The sequence below is a fragment of the Corynebacterium wankanglinii genome (assembly GCF_013601005.1).
GTDB lineage: Bacteria > Actinomycetota > Actinomycetes > Mycobacteriales > Mycobacteriaceae > Corynebacterium > Corynebacterium wankanglinii.
In genome coordinates, this window is record NZ_JABFED010000002.1 from 128,647 (window position 1) to 147,792 (window position 19,146).

Sequence of the window (19,146 nt, forward strand, 5' to 3'; positions counted from 1 at the left end):
CCTTCTTTCTCTGACCTACGTATTGGGGTTAGTGGCGCTCAAGGTCGCGGTGGATGACGTTCACGTCCACCTGCCCCTGCTGGCGCAGACGTTTACCAATGGCCTCCGCCACTGCCACCGAACGGTGGTGACCTCCTGTGCAGCCCACGCCGACGGTGATGAAATCCTTCCCTTCGTGGCGGTACCCGCCCAACGTGCTCGAAAGCAGATCCACGAAGCTATCCACGTACTGCTTCGCACCCTCCTGGTTGAGCACGTAATCGGCCACCGCCTTGTCCACCCCACGGAACTCGCGCAGCTCCTCAACCCAGTACGGGTTGGGCAAAAAGCGGACATCGAGAACGATGTCGGCATCGCGCGGGGAGCCGTGCTTGAACCCGAAGGACTCGATGGTGACGTGCTGCCTGCCCACCGGCAACTCGCCAACGGACGCCTCCACCGCGCGCCGCAGATCGTGGACCGACAAGTTGGACGTGTCGATGATCACGTCGGAAGACGCCCGCAGATCTTCCAGCGCCTGCCGCTCGTGCTCGATACCGGATTGCAGCGTTCCCCCGCCCTGCAGCGGGTGGGTTCGGCGCACGGAGTCGAAACGGCGGATGAGCACATCGTCTCGCGCTTCCAAAAAGAGCACGAACGGCTGGTGCCCGCGCTCGCGGATGGCGGAGATCGTCTCCAGCAGCGAACCCTTGAACCGCGACGCTCGGACGTCGGTGACGACGGCCAGGCGATCCACCGGCGAATCGTCGGCGGCGGCGAGGTCAACCAAATCCAGAATGAGCTGCGGGGGCAGATTCTGGGAGACAAAGAACCCTTTGTCCTCGAACACCTTCGCCGCCGTGGACAAACCGCCCCCGGACAGCCCGGTAATGATGACCGGGCGCATCGGCGACGTCGAATCTTCCTGGGGCAAAGGGTGGGCGGAGGATGTCGTGGGCATGCAGTTCATCCTAGACAAGGTGGAGGCGAAGCGCCGTCGATTAGCGCGGTGCTACTGCTGGTGCAGATGGGTGTAGATGGTCTCCGCGAGCTTCGGACCCACACCCTTGACCTGCTGGATCTCCTCCACCGACGCCTCTTTGATCTTTTTCACGGAACCGAAATGCTTCACCAGATCGGTGCGTCGGGCGGGGCCGAGCCCCGGGACTGCGTCGAGGGCCGAGGCGCGCATGCGCTTGGAGCGCTGCTGACGGTGGTAAGTGATAGCGAACCGGTGGGCTTCATCTCGCACCTGCTGCAGGAGGTACATGCCTTCGGAATTGCGGGGCAGGATCACCGGCTCGTCGTCGTCGGGCACCCAAACCTCCTCCAAGCGCTTTGCCAAACCGATGAGCTGAACGTCGACGATGCCGAGTTCGTCGAAGATTTCTTGGGCGGCGTTTACCTGCGGTTTGCCACCGTCGACGATGAACAGCTGCGGCGGGTACGCGAAGCGCTTCGCGCCCGTTGATTCGTCCGCCTCGTCGTCGAAGGTTTGTTCTTCCTCCACCTCGTCCGGGTTGGCCAGTTTGTCCTCGTTGTAGCGCTTGAAGCGGCGGCGCGTCACCTCCGCGATGGAGCCGACGTCGTTGGAGTGGCCGTCGCCGGCAGCTTCCTTGATGCGGTAGCGGCGGTAGTCGTTCTTCTTCGGCAGACCGTCCTCGAACACCACCAAAGACGCCACGACGTCCGTTCCCTGTATATGGGAAATGTCGGTGCACTCTATGCGTAGCGGGGCCTCATCCATGCCGAGGGCTTCCTGGATGTCTTGCAGCGCCTGGGACCGGGCGGTGAGGTCGCCGACGCGTTTGAGCTTGTGCTGGTGCAGCGCCTCTGCGGCGTTTTTGTGCACCGTTTCCATCAATGCCCGCTTATCGCCGCGCTGCGGCACGCGGATGTCGACGGGGCCTCCTCGCAGCTCCGCGAGTAGTTCGCTGACCTCTGTCAGCTCTTCAGGCAGCGTCTCCACGAGGATCTCCCGCGGCACCGGCAACGGCGGCTTCGCCTGCGCGCGGGACTCTTGGTCCACACCGCGGCGGCGAACTTTCTGCTCTTCAATCCTGCGGTCTTCTTCCTGCTCTAGGCGCACCCGTTCCACCGCATCCGAGTAGTACTGCACGAGGAAGTTCTGCATCAGCGTCGGCAGGGTCGGGTCCGCTTGGCCCTCCTCCAACCGCTCGGAAGCCCCAGGCTCGTCGCCAGTTTTTTCCACCACCCAGCCACGCTGGGCGCGGATGCGGCCGTCCCGGACGTTGAAAATCTGCACCGCCGCCTCGAGCTCGTCGGTGTCGAACGCGATGACGTCGGCGTCGGTGTCCTGGCCGAGCACCACGGTTTGGCGCTCCATGACCTTCTTCACAGCCCCAAGGTCGTCGCGCAGCCTCGCCGCCTTCTCGAACTCGAGGTTTTCTGAGGCTTCCTGCATCTGCTCGGTGATGCCCCGAACCAGCTGGTCGGTGCGACCGGACATGAAACCGAGGAAGCCCTGGACAATCTCGTCGTACTCCGCCTCATCCACGCGCCCGACGCACGGCGCCGCACATTTGTCGATGTACCCCAGCAGGCACGGCCGCCCCAGAGACTCGTGGCGGTTGAACACGCCGTTTGAGCAAGTACGGATGGGAAACACCCGCGTGAGCAGATCGAGCGTTTCGCGCACCGCCCACGCGTGCGAGTACGGGCCGAAGTAGCGCACGCCCTTGCGTTTCGGGCCGCGGTAAAAGAACGCGCGCGGGTACCGCTCCCGCACGCTGACAGCAAGCATCGGGTACGTCTTGTCGTCGCGGTACATGACGTTGAACCATGGGTCGAACCGCTTGATCCACGTGTACTCCAGCTGCAGCGCTTCCACTTCGGAGGCCACCACGGTCCACTCCACCGACGCGCCGGTATACACCATCTGGCGCGTCCGCGGGTGCAGGGTGCTGGGTGGCTGGAAGTAGTTGTTCAGGCGCGCTCGAAGATTTTTGGCCTTGCCCACGTAAATGACGCGGCCGTCCCGGTCACGGAATTTATACACGCCCGGATCAGTCGGGATGGTGCCCGGTGAGGGGCGGTAGCTTTGGGGGTCCGCCAATGTTTAATCCTGCGGCATGTATTTGGCTTCGAGTGCGCGGAACTCCTCGACGGAGCGGAGGGCGCGCTCCTTGTCACCGGATTGAATGGCCCAAAGCGGCACGTATTCGAATTCCGGCAGTTCCAGCCGCGCCATGCGCGAACCCTTCGGAAAGCTCAACCCGTAGATTACGGCCCACGGGTAGAAGCGGGTGCCGATGATGTTGCGCACCTGCACGCCATCCTCGTTGGCGCGCACGCGTGGTCTGGTCAGCGCGATCCACGACAGCACGGAGATGACAAGCCCCACGCCCACGAACGCGAACTTGTCGAGGCCGGTGATGGCCACACCGGTGAATTCAGCGTCTACGGCCCATGCCATGAACACGTGCACCGCCATTACCACCACGATCCACGCGATGGCGACCTTGCGGAGGAACTGAGAGTCCAGCTCCAGCTCCCACGGTTTCGTGGTGGTCGTAGCGTGCGGGTCGAGCGCGTTGAGGTAGGCCACCTCGTCGCGGTCTGACAGTTCCGTGGGGTTGTGCGGTTGAGCCACTGCCACTCTCCTTACAAGCGCTCGAGCATGATTGCGTATCGACGCCAAAGGCGCCCCACGCCTACCGGGCTACCTTAACCCTTCAGGGGCAGCGCACGAACCTTTCGCAGCTCAACCGCCGTTCCGGCTGCGGCGCGCATCGCTTCAGCGCCCTTGTCTTCCTTGGCATCCTCCCCGCCGGCACGCTCGTAGGCTTGATCCTCGTCATCGACGGTGAGCACGCCGTTGCCGACCGGAGTTTGCTCGTCCAACGCCACCCGGGTCAGTCCGGCGGTCACAGAGTCGCACACGTACTGGAAGTGGGCGGTCTCGCCGCGGATCACGCAGCCGAGGGCCACCACTGCGTCGTAGCGCTTCGCGCAAGCTTGCACCACCACCGGCAGTTCGAGGGAGCCGGCCACGGCGTACTCGTCCACTTTAACTCCGAGTTCGCGGGCCTCGTCCCGCGCGCCAGCCCGCAGCAGGTCGACGACCTTGTCGTTCCAGCGGGTGTACACGACGGCGATGGTCATGCCCTCCGCGGGTATGGAATAGTCCTCGGGTGCTCCGGTTGATGCCACGTGTGCTCCTTAGCTTCCGTACCCCGGGTGCGCGGCGAGCCATTCGGCCACGCCGGGCAGATCATGCCCCATCCGGTCGCGCTTCGTGCGCAGGTACTCGATGTTGTCGTGTGTGGGAACGATTTCGATTCTACTGCGGCGCGCTACCTGTGGGCCGTAACCGTCAAGCGCGAAGGTCTTCTCCGGGTTGTTGGTGAGCAGCTCGAAAGTGGCCACGCCGAGATCGGCCAGGATGTGTCCGGCCGCCGAATACTCGCGCGCATCAGCAGGTAACCCTTGCTCCAGATTCGCGTCGACGGTGTCCAGCCCCTCGTCCTGCAGCCGGTACGCCTGCAGCTTGGCCGAAAGCCCGATCCCTCGCCCTTCGTGCCCGCGCAGGTACACCACCACTCCGTGGCCCGCCTGTTGCACCCGGCGCATCGACTCGTGCAGCTGCGGCCCGCAATCGCAGCGCTTCGAAGCGAACACGTCGCCCGTGAGGCATTCCGAATGCACGCGCACGAGCACGTCCTCAGCGCCGCGCAGCTTCTCGACGCCTCCGGCAACCAACGCCACATGCTCGACCCCGGAGATGGTGTCCCGGTACCCCACCGCGGTGAACTCTCCGTATTCGGTGGGAAGCGACGCAGTGGTGACGCGCTCGATTGTCCGCTCGTGGTGCCGGCGGTACTCGGCCAGCTGCGCGATAGAAATCATGGGCAGCTCGAATCTGTCAGCGAACCGGCGCAGCTCGTCGAAACGGGCCATGTCCGTCGGGTCGTCTTCGGAGACGATTTCACACAGCGCGCCAACCGGCGCTTTCCCGGCCAGCCGCGCGAGATCCACAGCCGCCTCCGTGTGACCGGGCCGCTCCAACACGCCGCCGGCCTTCGCGCGCAGTGGCACTACGTGGCCGGGGCGGGTGAAGGCGGTGGGGCCAGCGGAGTCGTCGGCAAGCAGCGCAATCGTGGCCGCTCGCGAGCGTGCGGAGATTCCCGTGGTGCCGTTGGCGGCGTCCACCGTCACGGCGTAGGCGGTGCCGTGCAGGTCCTGGTTGTGGACCACCATCGGCGGGAGCTCGAGCGCGGTGGCGCGTTGGTCCGACATGGACACACAGATGTAGCCGGACGTGTGGCGGACGGTGAAAGCGACCAACTCCGGGGTCGCATCTTCGGCCGCGAATATCAGGTCGCCCTCGTTCTCGCGGTCCTCGCTGTCCACCACAACCACGGGTTTGCCTGCTCGAATGGCCTCAATGGCCTCCTCGATGGTGTCCAATGTGCTGGGGGAACTCATAGCGCTCAACCCTATCCTCGCACCATCTTCTCTACGTACTTGGCCACGATGTCCACCTCAAGGTTCACCGGATCTCCCGGTGCGAGCACGCCAGCGGTGGTCTCGCGCAGTGTGGTGGGGATCAGAGAGACCTCGAAGTAGCCCTGCCCCACCGCAGATACCGTCAGCGAGGTGCCGTTTACGGCTATCGAGCCCTTTTCCACCACGTAACGCTCCAGCTGTTGCGGAAGCGTGAAGCGCAATACCTCCCAGTGCTCTGAGGGCGTGCGGGTGAGCAGCTCGGCTACCCCGTCGACGTGGCCCTGCACGATATGGCCGCCCATACGCTGGCCGGCGGCAAGCGCACGCTCCAGGTTCACCCGCGAGCCCCGCGTGTACGAGCCCAGACGGGAGCGGTCGAGCGTCTCGCGCATTACGTCGGCGGTAAACGTGCCCGCCTGGTTGTCCACCACGGTCAGGCACACCCCGTCCACGGCAATCGAGTCGCCGGGGGCGGCGTCTTCGGTCACCTTCGGTGCGCGCACGGCGATCCGGACGGCGTCGTCGAGCTGGACGAGCTGCTCCACCTCACCGATTTCCTCAACGAGACCCGTAAACATCTTTCTCCATTTCCAAAAACACGTCGTTGCCCACCGGCCGCACGCACGTCGTGCGGAAGCGCCGGGCGTGAGCGATGGTGTCCGCAATGGACCGGTTCAGTACCCCGCGGCCATCTCCGAGTAACGCTGGGGCAATATAGGCCTGCACGGCATCCACCGCGTCGAGCTCGAGGAAACTCGCAGCAAGAGCAGGCCCGCCTTCGACGAGGACGTCACGCCCGCCGGTCTCCCACAAGGCTTGCAGCGCCTCTTCGGGCGTTGCGTACTGCTCGAAACCCAGGCGCGTCAGGTTACCTTCCGGCACGTTGCGTGTCCCCACCACCACGCGTCGCGGCTGCACCGGGCGCGTCGAACCGTCCGGGTAGCGCGCGGTCAGCGACGGGTTGTCCGCAATCGCGGTGCCTGTGCCGACGATGATTGCGTCGCGGGTGGCGCGGTCTTGGTGGACCAGCTCGCGGGCCTTCTCGCCGGTGATCCACTTGCTCGAACCGTCCACCGCGGCCGTAAAACCGTCCAGCGTGGAGGCGAACTTCAGCGTCACGCTCGGGCGGTTATTGCGCACGGACCGCAGCCACGGTTGCAGCGCCGCCACCCGCTCAGGTTGGAACACCACCTCAACGCCGCGGTCGCGCAAGTGCTCCGCCCCACCAGCAGCGGGCTCGAAGGGATCAGCGGTGAGATAGACCACCCGCGCTACCCCAGCTTGCGTCAATGCGTGGGAACACGGGCCGGTGCGGCCGGTGTGGTTGCACGGCTCCAAGGTCACTACGGCGGTAGCGCCCCGCGCGCGGTCCCCGGCCTCGCGCAGGGCGTTGACCTCGGCGTGCGGTCCACCGGCGGGTGAAGTGGCGCCTGTGGCGATGAGCTCACCGGAGGCGTCGACAAGCGCGCAGCCCACAGGGGGATTGGGGGATGTGGTGCCGCGCACGACGTTGCCTGCCTGGATCGCTGCCTCCGTCGCACCGACCAGATCGCGCGCTGTCACGCCTGCTTCGCCTCGCTAGCGAGTTGACGCAGGCGCTCCACCGCCTCGGCCGGGTTGTCGGAGCCGAATACCGCAGAGCCCGCGACGAACGCGTCCACCCCGGCCTCTGCCGCCTGCGCGATGGTGGCGTTGGCGATGCCGCCGTCGATGCCGATGACGGTGGACAGGCCGGCCTCGGCGATGCGGTCGCGCAGCACCATGACTTTGCTCAGCACCTCCGGCATGAACTTTTGGCCGCCGAAGCCGGGCTCAACGCTCATCACCATGACTTGGTCGAAGTGCTCCAGGTCGTCCAGGTACGGCTCGATCGGGGTTCCGGGCTTCATGGCAAATCCCGATTGGACACCGAGCTCGCGGCACTGCTTCGCCGCTGCGACGTGGTCGTCGGTCGCCTCGACGTGAAAGACCAACCTGTCGCCGCCCGCGCGCACATAGGTCTCGAACCAGCGCTCCGGCTCCTCGATCATCAAATGCATGTCCAGGAACTGCTCGGTGACTCCGTCGACTGCTTTGGTGACGTCGGGGCCGAAGGAGAGGTTGGGCACGAAGTGCCCGTCCATGATGTCCACGTGAATCAGGTCCGCGTTCGGCACCTTGCTCACGTCGTCGCCGAGCGCGGCGTAGTTTGCAGCCAGGATTGATGGGGCGATCTGAATCATGGGTCCTACCCTAGCGTTTCGGTTTTTCGCAGCACCGCGAAAAACATCGCGTCGGTGCCGTGGCGGTGCGGCCACATCTGCACGCTCGGGCCGTGGCCGACATCTGCCATCCCCGCGGCCCACTGTCGGGCGTCGAGCTCCTCTACGCCGCCTTTGGCCAGCTGCTTCTCCACGATCTGCCGCGTCTCCCTCACGTCCGGCGAACACGTCGAATACACGACAACGCCGCCCGGTTTTGTCAGTGCGACCGCGGAAGCGAGAAGCTCCTCCTGGAGCACGGTCAACTCCGCGATGTCGTCTTCGGACTTGGTCCAACGCGCCTCAGGGCGGCGGCGCAGGGCGCCTAGCCCGGAGCAGGGCGCATCCACCAGCACACGGTCGTACCCGGGCTCAAGGCCCGGGTTGCGCCCGTCGGCGGTGTGGACGGTCACCGGAAGGCCCCGTACGGTTTTGGCGATGAGCTCCGCTCGGTGCGGGCTCACTTCGACGGCGTCGACGCGCGCGCCGTCGATGGCCGCGATCGCCCCGATGAGCGCGGCCTTGCCGCCTGGACCCGCACAAAGGTCAAGCCAGCGGCCTTGATCCTGCGCCACGGGAACTTCGGTGACGGCGCGGGCGATGATCTGGGAGCCCTCATCCTGCACCGCCGCAAGCCCGTCGCGCACCGGCGCAAGCTGGCCAGGGTCGCCCTCCGGCAGATACACCGCGTAGGGCGAGAACGCGCCCTGCTCGCCGCCGGTGGACAACGCGAGCTCCTCTGCGGAAATCTCCCCGGGGCGCGCCACCAAATGCACCACAGGACGAGCGGAATCCGCCTCGAGGGCGGCTTCGAGCTCGTCACGCCGTTCACCGAGGGCCTCGGCGAAGGAGCGCGCGATCCACTCTGGGTGCGCGTGCGTAAACGCGAGCGCCCCCAGCTCACTGGACGGTGCGAGCCTGCGCAGCCACTCCTTAGCCGGTGTGCGGCCGATGGAGCGCAGCACGCCGTTGGCAAAGCCCTTCGCCTTGTCTTGGCCGGCGGCCTCAACCAGGCGAACCGAGGTATCCACCGCAGCGTGGTCGCCGACTCGGGTGTACAGCAGTTGGTAAGTGCCCAGGCGAAGCGCGGCGAGAACCTCCGGCGCGATGCGTTCGACCTCGCGCGAGGAATTTTCCGCGATCACCGCGTCAAGCACGCCGAGGGCGCGCAAGGAGCCGTACGTCAACTCAGTGGCGAACGCCGCATCACGGCCGCTGATGTTTCGGTCCCGCAGGATACCGGGCAGGGTGAGGTTGGCAAACGCGCCGTCTCGAGCGACGCGCAGCACGACCTCGAAGGCGGCCTCGCGCGCCGGGTCACCAATGCCCGCAGGGCGCCCCTTGACGGTGTAGCGCGTCCGGCCGCCGGAATGCTTGGCGGTCTCCTTGCGGGCCTGCTTCCGCACGGGCTTGTCGTCCCGGCGGCCTGCCGAACGCGACCTGAACCCTCCGCTCACTCGAACACCACTCCTTCTTTCGCTTCGGCGGCGAGGCCACGTGCCCAGTCCGCCGCATTCATCTTTTTCTTGCCCGGTGGCTGGATCATGCCTAGCCGAGCGTCGCCGTCGGCTGTGCCCACCAGCACCTCGTTCTTTCCAAATTGCACCGAACCCGGGGCGAGCGATCCACCGCCCGTCGGGACGACGGGCCCGAGTTTGAAGCGTTCCTCTCCCCGCATGGTCCACGCGCCCGGCGCCGGGGTGTGGGCGCGGATGGTGCGGTCGATGACCGCGCCCGGCTGGGTCCAATCCACCCGTGCATCAGACGGGTGGATCTTGTGGGCGTAAGTGCCCTCCTCCGGCTGCGGCGTCGGCGTGGCGGTGCCGGCTGCCAGCGCGTCCATGGTCTCCACCAGGAGGTCCGCTCCCGAATACGCCAACCGTTCTAACAGTTCACCGCTAGTTTCCGTCTGCCCAATTTCGGTTTCGAGGGTTGCCAACACATCCCCGGTGTCCAGGCCCTCGTTGATGCGGAAGGTCGTTGCACCAGTGATGGCGTCGCCGTTGGCGATCGCAGCTTGCACCGGCGCGGCGCCGCGCCACTGCGGCAACAAGGAGAAGTGGAGGTTTACCCACCCGTGGCGCGGGATGTCCAGCATGTCGGCCGGAATGAGGTTGCCGTAGGCCACCACGGGAATCGCGTCTGGCGCCAGCGAAACAAGCTGGTCCCGGATGGCGGCATCACGCGTGAGACTTTCGGGCGTGAGCACCTCGATGCCGTGCTCGAGCGCGAGCGCTTTGACCGGCGAGGGATGCAACGTGCGGCCCCGGCCCCTGCGCGCGTCCGGGCGGGTGAGCACCGCAACCACCTCGTGGTCCGACGCGATGAGCCTGTCAAGCGCCGCGGCGGCGGGTTCGGGTGTGCCGGCAAAAACGAGTCGCATGTACCTACTCCTTAATTCCAGTCGGCGGCGCGGATCGCCGCCATCGCTTCCTTGCGCTGCTCCGGTTGCATCCTGCGCATGAACATCACGCCATCCAGGTGGTCCGCTTCATGCTGGATGCAGCGGGCCAAAAGCCCCGTTGCCCGCAGCGTAAGCGGGCGGCCGAAGCAGTCCTGCCCCCGGGCGACTACCGAGTTGTGGCGGGTGACCTCCCCACGCACGCCCGGCACGGACAAGCACCCCTCAACGCCGGTCTGCTGCGCCTCGCCCAGCGGATGCCACACAGGGTTGACAATGTGCCCCCGCATCCCCTGGCAGTCGAACACAAAGATGCGGCGCGTCAGTCCGATCTGGTTGGCGGCCAACCCCACACCGCCGGCGTGGTCCATGGTTTCCAGCATGTCTGCCACAAGCCGTTTGAGAGCGGCGTCGAAGACCGTGACCTTGTCGGCGGCGGAGTTGAGCACTGGGTCGCCGAACAGGCGGATATCGCGGATAGCCATGGGGTGCAAGTGTAGTGGCTCTCCTCTCACCACCTGCTGGTTAGCCGATGTCCACCGGGTTGACCTGGATTCTCAGCGGTAAATCCTGTTTCGACGTCGTCCACGCCACCGCCCCCGCACGCAACGCCTTGCCCAGCGCAGTACGACCTGCTAGTGGAGTGCGCACCAGGATCCGCTGCGCGGGACCGAGTTTTTCCCGGTCCCACTCCCCCGGCAGCCGCACCCCCGGAGGCAAGTCCACCGGCCCCAGCAACTCGGCATGCTCCGGCAGGTCTGTACGCGCGAAGAAATCATCCAGGCCGTCCCGCGGGGCATCCACCACCGCCACATGCACCGCCGGCGGGAAACGGGCCTCGCGGCGCAGCGACAGCTCTTGGGCGGCAAATCCTGGAGCGTCCCAACGAATCAGGTGCTGCACGACGGGCAACGACGGCTCTGCCACCACCACGACTTCCCCGCCCGAGCCGTGTGGCTGCACGAGCGCGGCCGCGCCCATCCACTTGCCGAAGGTGTCCTCCACCGCGCGCAGATCTGGCCGCTGCATCAGCGCCCAGGCGTCTAGCAGCACTGCCGCGCCGTAGCCGCCGTCCACCCGCGGTTCGGCGCCGGGCGTGGCCACGACAAGCGCCGGACCCGACGGTACTACCGACCGAACGTTATCCCCTCCGGAGGTAATCACCTTGTATTTGGCAAACGCGCGCCCTAGCTCCTCGGCGGTGCGTTCGGTGCCCAGCACCACCGCGCGCAGTTTGCGCGAGCCGCATATTGGGCACACGTGCGCCGGGTCCATTCGTCCGCACCACCGGCACGTCGGCGCGGCTGCCTCACCACCAGCAGGCAGGCCCAGCGGGCCGTTGCACCACCGGCAACGAGCGGGTGCGCGGCACTGCCCGCAGGCCAGCGACTGTATGTAGCCGGTGCGCGGCACCTGGAAAAGCACCGGTGTGCCTCGCTCGAGCGCCTTCGCCGCAGCCTGAAATGCCGCGGACGGCATACGCGCCTGTTTCGCACGCGGGTCTCGCTCCATCTCGAAATCGCTGTCGCCGGCGGCGTGGATATATGGGGAGCGGGTACGAAGTGTCTGCCGTGGCGCCACGAGCTCGTGCATCCACCCCGACTCCACCAGCAGCTGTGCCTCCGCCGTGCGGGCGTAACCGCCGACGACGAGCGAACACCCCTCGAGCGCTGAACGCGTGGTCAACACCTCCCGCGCATGAACATAGGGTGCGCGGGGATCCACCAGATTGTCGTCGCCGTCGAACATCACTGCCGCAAACCGCAGATTCTGTACCGGCGCGAATGCGGCGGAACGGGTGCCCACCACGATCCGACCTTGGCCGTGCAGCACTGAAAGGTAGCGCGAGTATCGAGCCTGCGGCCCTTGGGAGGCGGTCAACGTGGTGATCTGCCGGGGCCCGACTACCTCGCGCAGCGCCGCCTCGCAGGCGTCGACGTCTTTCTGGTCCGGCACCACTATCAGCGCGCCGCAGCCGTCCAGCGCCACCTTGGCCGCCAGCGCCGCAAGCGCTGCGGCCCAGTTGTCGCCCGGGGCCACCTGCCACGCTGCACGGGCAATCTTGCCGCCCAGGACAGCGTCCGCGAACGACTCCCCGTGCGCGTAGGCAGTCCAGGCTGACAGGTCCGGCTCGCCGGCCTCCCCCAGCTCCTCCCACCTGGTAGCCGTGTCCGTCTCTTCCGCCTTGGCGTGCCGCGCCGGGATGGCAGCGCGGTAAATATCGGACCTGACGCCGGCGTAGCGGTCCGCCAGCGCGTCGATTAGCTCGCGCATACGCCGCGGGGCCACCACTTCCGGCGAGATGACGCGCTCGATGTAGCGCAACGAGCCCTGGTGACGCGAATCCTCGGCCCGCTCGAGCACAATTGCGTCGACCAACCGGCCGGCGAACCGCACCCGCACGCGTACTCCCGGCTGGGCAGTTTCCGCATCCTGTGGCGGCACGAGATAATCGAACGGCCTGTCCAGATGCGCCAACCCGAGCATGGGCAACACCCGCGCGACGGGGGCTTCGGCGGCAGGCGTGTCAGACATGACCCCGGATTCTAAACCACCGCTGCGACGGTGCCCGGCGGCGCAATCGGCCCAATCGCCCGCGCAACGCGCGAGTGGAGTACTAATAGCACTGAACGTAGCCTCCCTCTGCGCGCCCGAAAGAAGCCATTGCCCCATGAAACGCCTGCTTGCCGCCGTATCGTCCGCCGCGATCCTCTCCGCCGCAATGCTCGTGCCGGCACCCGCCGTTGCCGATTCCTCGCAGGTGACGCAGATAGCTCTTCTACAGGGCCCGCCTGTGATCCCCGGGCATCCCTTGAGCCCGATTCTGGACCGGGGAACGGGTTTGCCTATAGGGGGCAGCTCGGCTCTCACCGCCGGCTCCTCTCAACGCGCCGCTCTTGCTGCCGAGGAGGGGTGGCGCCGCGCCTACGAGGGCCTTCCCACCCAGGTGCAGCAGGCCGTGCCGCCGCACCTGCGTCCGCCGGAACCAGCGGCACCGGCCGAGGTCACCGTGGTGCCCGTGCAGGAACCGTCTCCCGCCCCCGAGCCCCCGCGGTGCTACAACTGTGTCGCCATCACGTACGACGACGGCCCCGTGCCGGGCACCACAGAGCGGTTGTTAGACACTCTGAAACGCAAAGGCGTGCACGCCACCTTTTTCGTAGTGGGGCAAAACGTTCACGCCCACCCGGAGATCCTGCGCCGCATCCGGGACGAGGGCCACACCATCGGCAACCACTCGTATTCCCACCCGGACCTGGCGCGCCAAGCTGATGGCACCATCGCAGCCCAGCTCGATGACACCAACGCCGCCCTCAGCCGCCACGGCGGGATCACCCCCCGCTGGGTGCGCCCGCCATACGGTTCCTACGACTCGCGCGTTGCTGCGGCCGCGGGGGCTCGCGGCATGGCACTCGCCATCTGGGATGTCGACACCGCGGACTGGCAGCACCGCAACACAGCAACCACCTGCCAGCGCGCTGTGGCGGGCGCGCGCGAGGGCTCGGTCATCCTCATGCACGACATCCACGAACCCACCGTCGCCGCCGCCGAGTGCATCATCGACGGCCTGCGGGCGAAGGGGCTCAGGCCAGTGGGCTTAGACGAAATGATCAAGCGGCCCGACACCGGTCACGTGTACAGGAGGGCGGATTAGCACCTATACTCTCGGCCGTGAGCGACGCGAAGACGAACACAGGACGCACCGGCTGGGTAAAGGCGGTTCCGTACGCCACCATCGCCGCATACGTTGTCGGGCCCTTCTTGCTGATCCCAATTGCGGGTAGCCCGTGGCACATCGTTGCCTTCATCTTCGCGGTCGCGGCTTTCGCCGGGCTTATCGACGGCTTCGCGTTCCGCCCCACCCTGTCTCTGCCCCTGCTGGCCGGAGTGGGCTTCCTCATTGCCAAAACGCTGTACTTCAACGACGGCACCTTCATCTACGCTCTCGGCGCCGTGGCCACCTGCGCGGCGGCGACGGGGGTTGTCCGGTTGGTGCGCGACAGCCCGTCGCAAAGTGACGCGGAGGCGTAGCAGATGGAAATCTGGAGCCTTGACCACCCCGAATACGGCCTGATCGAAGTGCGCATTGGGTTCGACAGCGACTTCGTAGCCGAAGACCCGAGCTGGCCCGGCGAGGAGACGACAAAGACCGGCACACTGGCCAGAGCGGACAGCTCCCTCGTGCAGCGTGCGAAGCTTCGATTTCACAACCCACCTGAGCGGATGGAGGTGCGCGTCGCCGGCGAGGTGCAGCACCGCTACAACGACGTCAACAGTGCCCGCCTACCGCTGTTCGGTGACGGCGCGAAGAACGAGCTGGAACCGCCGGTCGGCCTGGGTACCGACCGGCAGAAACCACACCTGAAACTGCAGGCGAACAGTCTCGATGAGCTCCTGAGTGTGGAATTTCGCGAAGGCGCCACCGTGGTGGAGTTCGACCCGCCCGCCGGCTCGCGGGGTGCGCGCCGGCGCGAATCCATGGAGTCCAGCGAACTCAAACGCACGTTGATTCCTATGGCGGAAGGGTTGGGCAAAGGCGGCTGGGCGCTGGCGGTGCTGGTGCTTGGCCCCCTGTTCTCGCGCCTGATTGGCTGGCTTCTTGGCTTACTTCCGGACTGGGACTTACCGGAATGGCGGCTGCCGCAGATGGATCTACCCGTACCCGAACTGCCGTCTGTGGACCTCCCCCTGCCCAACATCGACTGGCCGGACTTCAACCTCCCAGAGATACCCGAATGGATGGCGTGGCTGGCCGAGTACTCCAAAATCTGGGTGCCAGTTGTCGTAGGCATCGTCCTCGGCCTGGTCGCGCTGCGCAACCACAGGCGCTCCGAGCAGGAAAAAGCCGCCTGGCAGGACAACCAGGCGGCAACACAGGACCCGGGCGAGCTGACCGACTAGATGCCCGCTGCGGCCTTCAGGTCGTCGACCTTATCCGTGCGCTCCCACGGCACGTCGATGTCGGTGCGGCCGAAGTGGCCGTAGGCGGCAGTCTGCGCGTAGATCGGACGCTTGAGGTCCAGCTCGCGGATGATGGCCTCCGGGCGCAAGTCGAAGACCTTTTCGACGGCCTGCTGGATGCTCTCATCCGTTTGCCCCTGCCTAGCGGTGCCGAAGGTTTCCACGTACAGACCCACCGGGTTGGCGCGGCCGATCGCGTAGGCCACCTGCACCTCGACTCGCTCCGCCAGGCCCGCGGCAACGATATTCTTGGCCACCCAGCGCATGGCGTACGCGCCCGAGCGGTCCACCTTTGACGGGTCCTTGCCGGAAAACGCGCCGCCACCGTGGCGGGCCATGCCGCCGTAGGTATCGACGATGATCTTCCGGCCGGTCAAACCCGCGTCGCTCATCGGGCCGCCCTGGATGAACGACCCAGACGGGTTGATCAGAACCTTGGTGTCTTCGCGGTAGTAGCGCTTCAGGTCCGCATCTTCGAGCACCCAGTCGATCACGTGCTCGCGCAGTGCCTGCTCAAGTGCCTCACCCGTGAAATCTGGGTCGTGCTGCGTCGAAATGACGATCGTGTCGATGAACGCCGGAGTTTTTCCGTCGTAGGCGTATGTCACCTGAGTCTTGCCGTCGGGGCGCAGCCCCTCCACAACCCCCTCGTGGCGGACCTGGGACAAGCGGCGGGCCAGTCGGTGCGCCGTGGAGATCGGCAGCGGCATGAACTCAGACGTTTCGTTCGTGGCGTAGCCGAACATGAGGCCCTGGTCGCCCGCCCCCGTTTGATCTTCCTCGCCAGTGGAGGTGTTCTCGCGGACCTCCTGAGACGTCACCACCGAATCGTGGATCTCCGCTGACTGGTCCCCAATCGCGATGTTGACGCCGCAACTGCGGCCGTCAAAGCCCACTTCGGAAGAATCAAACCCGATCTCAACCAGTTTCTCGCGAACGATCTTGGCGATGTTGGAGTACGCCGTAGTGCGTACCTCGCCTGCGACGTGGACCTGGCCGGTCGTAGCCAGCGTTTCCACCGCGACCTTGGACTCGGGGTCCTGCGCGAGCATGTCGTCGAGAATCGAATCTGAGATGGCATCGCAGATCTTGTCAGGGTGGCCCTCTGTGACCGATTCGCTTGTGAACAAGCGGAAATACGTATCAGTGGACAAAGCAGTCTTTCCTTTGCGTCTGAGCGGACGAATGGTGTTTCGGCGCGACACCCGGGCTGAACAGTCTGAGACAGGCTGAAACGGAACCGGCACGTCGTAAAGTGATGCCCACGATAGACCAAGCTGTCTAAATGTGCAATGTCACTTCAAAAGGCGTTCGACGGCGTCCCAGATACGCACGGCCACTTCGTGCTTCGTGCCGTCTGGGATCTCTTCTACCCCACCGTCCGCACTGAGCAACCAACCGCGGTTGCGTGCTTGTCCGAAAACGCCTCCGCCGGCCACCGAATTAAGCATCAGCATGTCGGCGCCCTTCCGCGCCAACTTGGCGCGGCCGTTTTCCAGCTCGTGGTCGGTCTCCGCCGCGAATCCGATGATGACCGCCCGTGACGCCCCGTCTTCGCGCATCTCGACCAAGCTTTTGAGAATGTCAGGGTTCTCCGTCAATCTGAGTGTGGCGAGTGCGTCGTCGGACTTCCCCTTCTTCAGCTTGGTGTCCGATTCAGCGGCCGGGCGGAAGTCGGCCACCGCCGCAGCCATAACCACCACGTCCGCCTCCGGCGCCCGTTCCATCATCTCCCTTTGCATGTCCCGGGTCGTGCGCACCCGGACAATCTCCGCACCAGAGGGAGCCTCCAGTTCGTCCGTCGCCCCCGCGACGATTGTGACCGACGCGCCACGCTGCGCCGCCACGTCGCCCAGTGCGAATCCCTGCTTACCAGACGAGTGGTTGCCAATGAAGCGCACTGGGTCGATGCTCTCTCGTGTTCCACCTGCGCTAATTACCACGCGGGTACCGGCGAGAGTGGGCAAAAACGCCCCGGTGCGGAGCACGGTCCGGGCAAGCTCCGCGATAACCTGCGGCTCGGGCAGGCGCCCGGGGCCGGTGTCCTTGCCTGTCAGCCTGCCGTGAGCGGGTTCGAGCACCGTAATGCCGCGTTTGCGCAGCGTAGCCACGTTGGCCTGCGTGGCCGGGTTGCGCCACATTTCGGTATGCATTGCCGGGGCCAAGACAACTGGGCAGGTAGCCACCAGGATCGTCGAAGTAAGCAGGTCGTCGGCACGGCCCGCCGCCACTCGCGCGAGAAAATCGGCGGTCGCCGGCGCGACGACCACGAGGTCCGCCTCTTGCCCGAGGCGGACGTGCTGCACCTCGTCGACCCGGCTAAACACACCGGTATCAACCGGGTTGCCGCTGAGCGCCTCAAAGGTTGCGGCACCCACGAAGTTCAGCGCGTTCTCGGTGGGGATGACACGGACGTCGTCCCCCCGCTCCTTGAATTCCCGCACGAGATGGCAGGCTTTGTACGCGGCAATGCCGCCGGAGACACCGACGACCACGCGCAGCGGCTGGGACGAATTCGAGGCTTCGCTCATGGAGACCAAGCATACAAAACCGCTGCCCAGCTAGATCGCTGGGCAGCGGTGGTATTAAGGCGTGAGACGGACAGCTCACACCGCGTTATCGAAGACGCTTACTGGCCTTCCTCATGCTCGAGCAGACCCGCCTCGATCTCGCGCAGCGCGATCGACAGCGGCTTCTCCCCCGGCTCAGGGGAAACCAGCGGGCCGATGAACTCGAAAACGCCGTCCTCAGAATTCTGATAGAAACTGTTGATCTGGCGGGCACGCTTCGCGGCGAAGATGACGAGCGCGTACTTCGAAGAAACCTTCGTCAAGAGTTCATCAATGGGGGGCGCCGTAATACCCTCCGGAGTGTCGTAGACATTTTCCTGCAGCGTTTCCTCTGCAGCGGAGGCCTCTGACAGGTCCTTGGTTGTGTTGCTCACGTGTAAACCCACTCGCTATCTGTTGTTGGAAGATGTGCCTTGAAGTATCTCGGCGATGGATGCCACCGCTGTGTCCACATCGTCGTTGACCACTACAACGTCGAACTCACCCTGCGCGTCTAGCTCCTCACGGGCGGTGGTGAGCCGGCGTTCGATTACCTCGGGAGTCTCCGTGCCTCGCCCAGTGAGACGCTGCACCAAGATGTCCCATGACGGCGGAGCCAAGAACACAGTGTTCGCTTCGGGGAGCAGGCGCTTGATGTTCCGAGCGCCGGCGAGATCGACCTCCACCAGCACCGGACGACCAGCTTCGATGGCCTCCTGCACCGGCCCAGCGGGGGTGCCGGAGCGCTGCAGACCGCCGTGGATATCGGCCCACTCCAGCATCTCGCCGCGGTCGATCCGGCCCTGAAAATGTTCCGGGGTGACGAAGAAGTAGTCCTGCCCGTCAACCTCACCTGGGCGTGGTGCCCGGGTGGTCATGGAAACCGAGAAGTACAGGTCCGGCACTGCGCCGCGAAGGCGACTCACCACCGTCGATTTACCCACCGCAGACGGGCCAGCCAGCACGACCAGCCGACCGCGGGGAGCCACCTCGGACACGTTTAGTTCTCTTCGAAGCCGAAGCGCTCGAGCAGCGCGCGACGCTGGCGGTCACCGAGGCCGCGCAGACGACGAGTCTGGGCGATCTCCAGCTCCTCCATAATCTCGCGAGCCTTGACCTTGCCCACCTTCGGCATCGCCTCGAGGAGCGCGGAGACCTTGGTCTTACCGATGATCTCGTCGGTGTCAGCCTTGTCCAGAACATCCTGCAGCGTGGTCTCGCCGCGCTTCAGGGAAGCCTTCAGCTCAGCGCGCGCCTTGCGTGCCTCTGCCGCCTTCTCCAGGGCTGCCTTGCGCTGCTCATCTGTCAACTGTGGAAGTGCCACGGGTTCCTCCATGTCATAGTTACGAACATTGATCCAGTCCGACGTGTGCCGGATCCGGGGCTCACGCCACCGAATGTCATCGGTGCAATTCGCCACGTCCGGCACAGTCTAACACTGCGTTTTTCTGCAACGGCGGCGCAGAGCGCGCACCAAGGCGCATTTCTCCACGTCACCGTGCGACGGAATTAAACTACCAGGGTTTTTGCCCGGCGGTAAATGCAC

Annotated in this window: 20 protein-coding genes; 3 read left to right on the forward strand and 17 right to left on the reverse strand. The window is 65.6% G+C overall.

Annotated elements, in window-relative coordinates; translation table 11 throughout:
- Positions 1-28 precede the first annotated feature (28 nt).
- From rapZ to HMA55_RS03655, 12 genes are all read right to left on the reverse strand, one after another.
- Positions 29-940 carry an RNase adapter RapZ gene (rapZ, locus tag HMA55_RS03600; RefSeq protein ID WP_235961719.1) on the reverse strand — a complete coding sequence of 304 codons (912 nt, stop codon included), beginning with the start codon at positions 938-940 and terminating at the stop codon, positions 29-31.
- Between the two features lie 51 nt (positions 941-991).
- A complete protein-coding gene (gene uvrC, locus HMA55_RS03605; RefSeq protein WP_181191711.1) occupies positions 992-3,055 on the reverse strand; it encodes an excinuclease ABC subunit UvrC in 2,064 nt (687 codons plus the stop codon).
- A gap of 3 nt (positions 3,056-3,058) precedes the next feature.
- Positions 3,059-3,592, reverse strand: a complete 534-nt coding sequence (locus HMA55_RS03610) for a PH domain-containing protein (RefSeq protein ID WP_257802280.1) — start codon at positions 3,590-3,592, stop codon at positions 3,059-3,061.
- 74 nt (positions 3,593-3,666) lie between these two features.
- Complete coding sequence (gene ribH / locus HMA55_RS03615; RefSeq protein WP_181191713.1) at positions 3,667-4,152, reverse strand: 6,7-dimethyl-8-ribityllumazine synthase; 486 nt, start codon at positions 4,150-4,152, stop codon at positions 3,667-3,669.
- A gap of 9 nt (positions 4,153-4,161) precedes the next feature.
- Positions 4,162-5,427: a bifunctional 3,4-dihydroxy-2-butanone-4-phosphate synthase/GTP cyclohydrolase II gene (locus tag HMA55_RS03620; protein ID WP_181191714.1), complete on the reverse strand. Its 1,266-nt coding sequence runs from the start codon at positions 5,425-5,427 to the stop codon at positions 4,162-4,164.
- Between the two features lie 11 nt (positions 5,428-5,438).
- Entirely contained in the window at positions 5,439-6,026 is a 588-nt protein-coding gene (locus HMA55_RS03625) for a riboflavin synthase (RefSeq protein WP_181191715.1), read from the reverse strand.
- The gene (gene ribD, locus HMA55_RS03630) at positions 6,007-7,011 is read right to left on the reverse strand and encodes a bifunctional diaminohydroxyphosphoribosylaminopyrimidine deaminase/5-amino-6-(5-phosphoribosylamino)uracil reductase RibD (protein WP_257802281.1); all 1,005 of its coding nucleotides are present in this window, start codon (positions 7,009-7,011) and stop codon (positions 6,007-6,009) included. The genes HMA55_RS03625 and ribD overlap by 20 nt, the downstream gene beginning before the upstream one ends.
- Entirely contained in the window at positions 7,008-7,670 is a 663-nt protein-coding gene (gene rpe / locus HMA55_RS03635; RefSeq protein WP_181191716.1) for a ribulose-phosphate 3-epimerase, read from the reverse strand. Before rpe ends, ribD begins: the two co-directional genes overlap by 4 nt.
- 5 nt (positions 7,671-7,675) lie before the next feature.
- A complete protein-coding gene (locus HMA55_RS03640; RefSeq protein ID WP_181191717.1) occupies positions 7,676-9,145 on the reverse strand; it encodes an RsmB/NOP family class I SAM-dependent RNA methyltransferase in 1,470 nt (489 codons plus the stop codon).
- Entirely contained in the window at positions 9,142-10,071 is a 930-nt protein-coding gene (gene fmt / locus HMA55_RS03645) for a methionyl-tRNA formyltransferase (RefSeq protein ID WP_181191718.1), read from the reverse strand. Before fmt ends, HMA55_RS03640 begins: the two co-directional genes overlap by 4 nt.
- An 11-nt stretch (positions 10,072-10,082) precedes the next feature.
- Positions 10,083-10,574 carry a peptide deformylase gene (gene def / locus HMA55_RS03650; RefSeq protein ID WP_181191719.1) on the reverse strand — a complete coding sequence of 164 codons (492 nt, stop codon included), beginning with the start codon at positions 10,572-10,574 and terminating at the stop codon, positions 10,083-10,085.
- Positions 10,575-10,614: 40 nt separating this feature from the next.
- Complete coding sequence (locus HMA55_RS03655) at positions 10,615-12,624, reverse strand: primosomal protein N' (protein ID WP_181191720.1); 2,010 nt, start codon at positions 12,622-12,624, stop codon at positions 10,615-10,617.
- A gap of 136 nt (positions 12,625-12,760) precedes the next feature.
- Between HMA55_RS03655 and HMA55_RS03660 the strand changes: the two genes are divergently transcribed.
- The 3 genes from HMA55_RS03660 to HMA55_RS03670 are packed head-to-tail and all read left to right on the forward strand — an operon-like array spanning position 12,761 to position 14,991.
- Complete coding sequence (locus HMA55_RS03660) at positions 12,761-13,744, forward strand: polysaccharide deacetylase family protein (RefSeq protein ID WP_181191721.1); 984 nt, start codon at positions 12,761-12,763, stop codon at positions 13,742-13,744.
- Between the two features lie 17 nt (positions 13,745-13,761).
- The gene (locus HMA55_RS03665) at positions 13,762-14,121 is read left to right on the forward strand and encodes a hypothetical protein (protein ID WP_181191722.1); all 360 of its coding nucleotides are present in this window, start codon (positions 13,762-13,764) and stop codon (positions 14,119-14,121) included.
- Between the two features lie 3 nt (positions 14,122-14,124).
- Positions 14,125-14,991: a hypothetical protein gene (locus HMA55_RS03670; RefSeq protein WP_181191723.1), complete on the forward strand. Its 867-nt coding sequence runs from the start codon at positions 14,125-14,127 to the stop codon at positions 14,989-14,991.
- Here HMA55_RS03670 and metK read toward each other — a convergent pair.
- From metK to mihF, 5 genes are all read right to left on the reverse strand, one after another.
- Positions 14,988-16,205: a methionine adenosyltransferase gene (metK, locus tag HMA55_RS03675; RefSeq protein WP_181191724.1), complete on the reverse strand. Its 1,218-nt coding sequence runs from the start codon at positions 16,203-16,205 to the stop codon at positions 14,988-14,990. The two genes, HMA55_RS03670 and metK, sit on opposite strands and share 4 nt — an antisense overlap.
- A 141-nt stretch (positions 16,206-16,346) precedes the next feature.
- The gene (gene coaBC, locus HMA55_RS03680; protein ID WP_181191725.1) at positions 16,347-17,582 is read right to left on the reverse strand and encodes a bifunctional phosphopantothenoylcysteine decarboxylase/phosphopantothenate--cysteine ligase CoaBC; all 1,236 of its coding nucleotides are present in this window, start codon (positions 17,580-17,582) and stop codon (positions 16,347-16,349) included.
- A gap of 98 nt (positions 17,583-17,680) precedes the next feature.
- Positions 17,681-17,995, reverse strand: a complete 315-nt coding sequence (gene rpoZ, locus HMA55_RS03685; protein WP_181191726.1) for a DNA-directed RNA polymerase subunit omega — start codon at positions 17,993-17,995, stop codon at positions 17,681-17,683.
- 15 nt (positions 17,996-18,010) lie between these two features.
- Positions 18,011-18,598 carry a guanylate kinase gene (gene gmk / locus HMA55_RS03690; protein ID WP_181191727.1) on the reverse strand — a complete coding sequence of 196 codons (588 nt, stop codon included), beginning with the start codon at positions 18,596-18,598 and terminating at the stop codon, positions 18,011-18,013.
- A 2-nt stretch (positions 18,599-18,600) separates the two neighbouring features.
- Positions 18,601-18,924, reverse strand: coding sequence for an integration host factor, actinobacterial type (mihF, locus tag HMA55_RS03695; protein WP_181191728.1), 324 nt, complete (start codon positions 18,922-18,924; stop codon positions 18,601-18,603).
- Between the last annotated feature and the right edge of the window lie 222 nt (positions 18,925-19,146).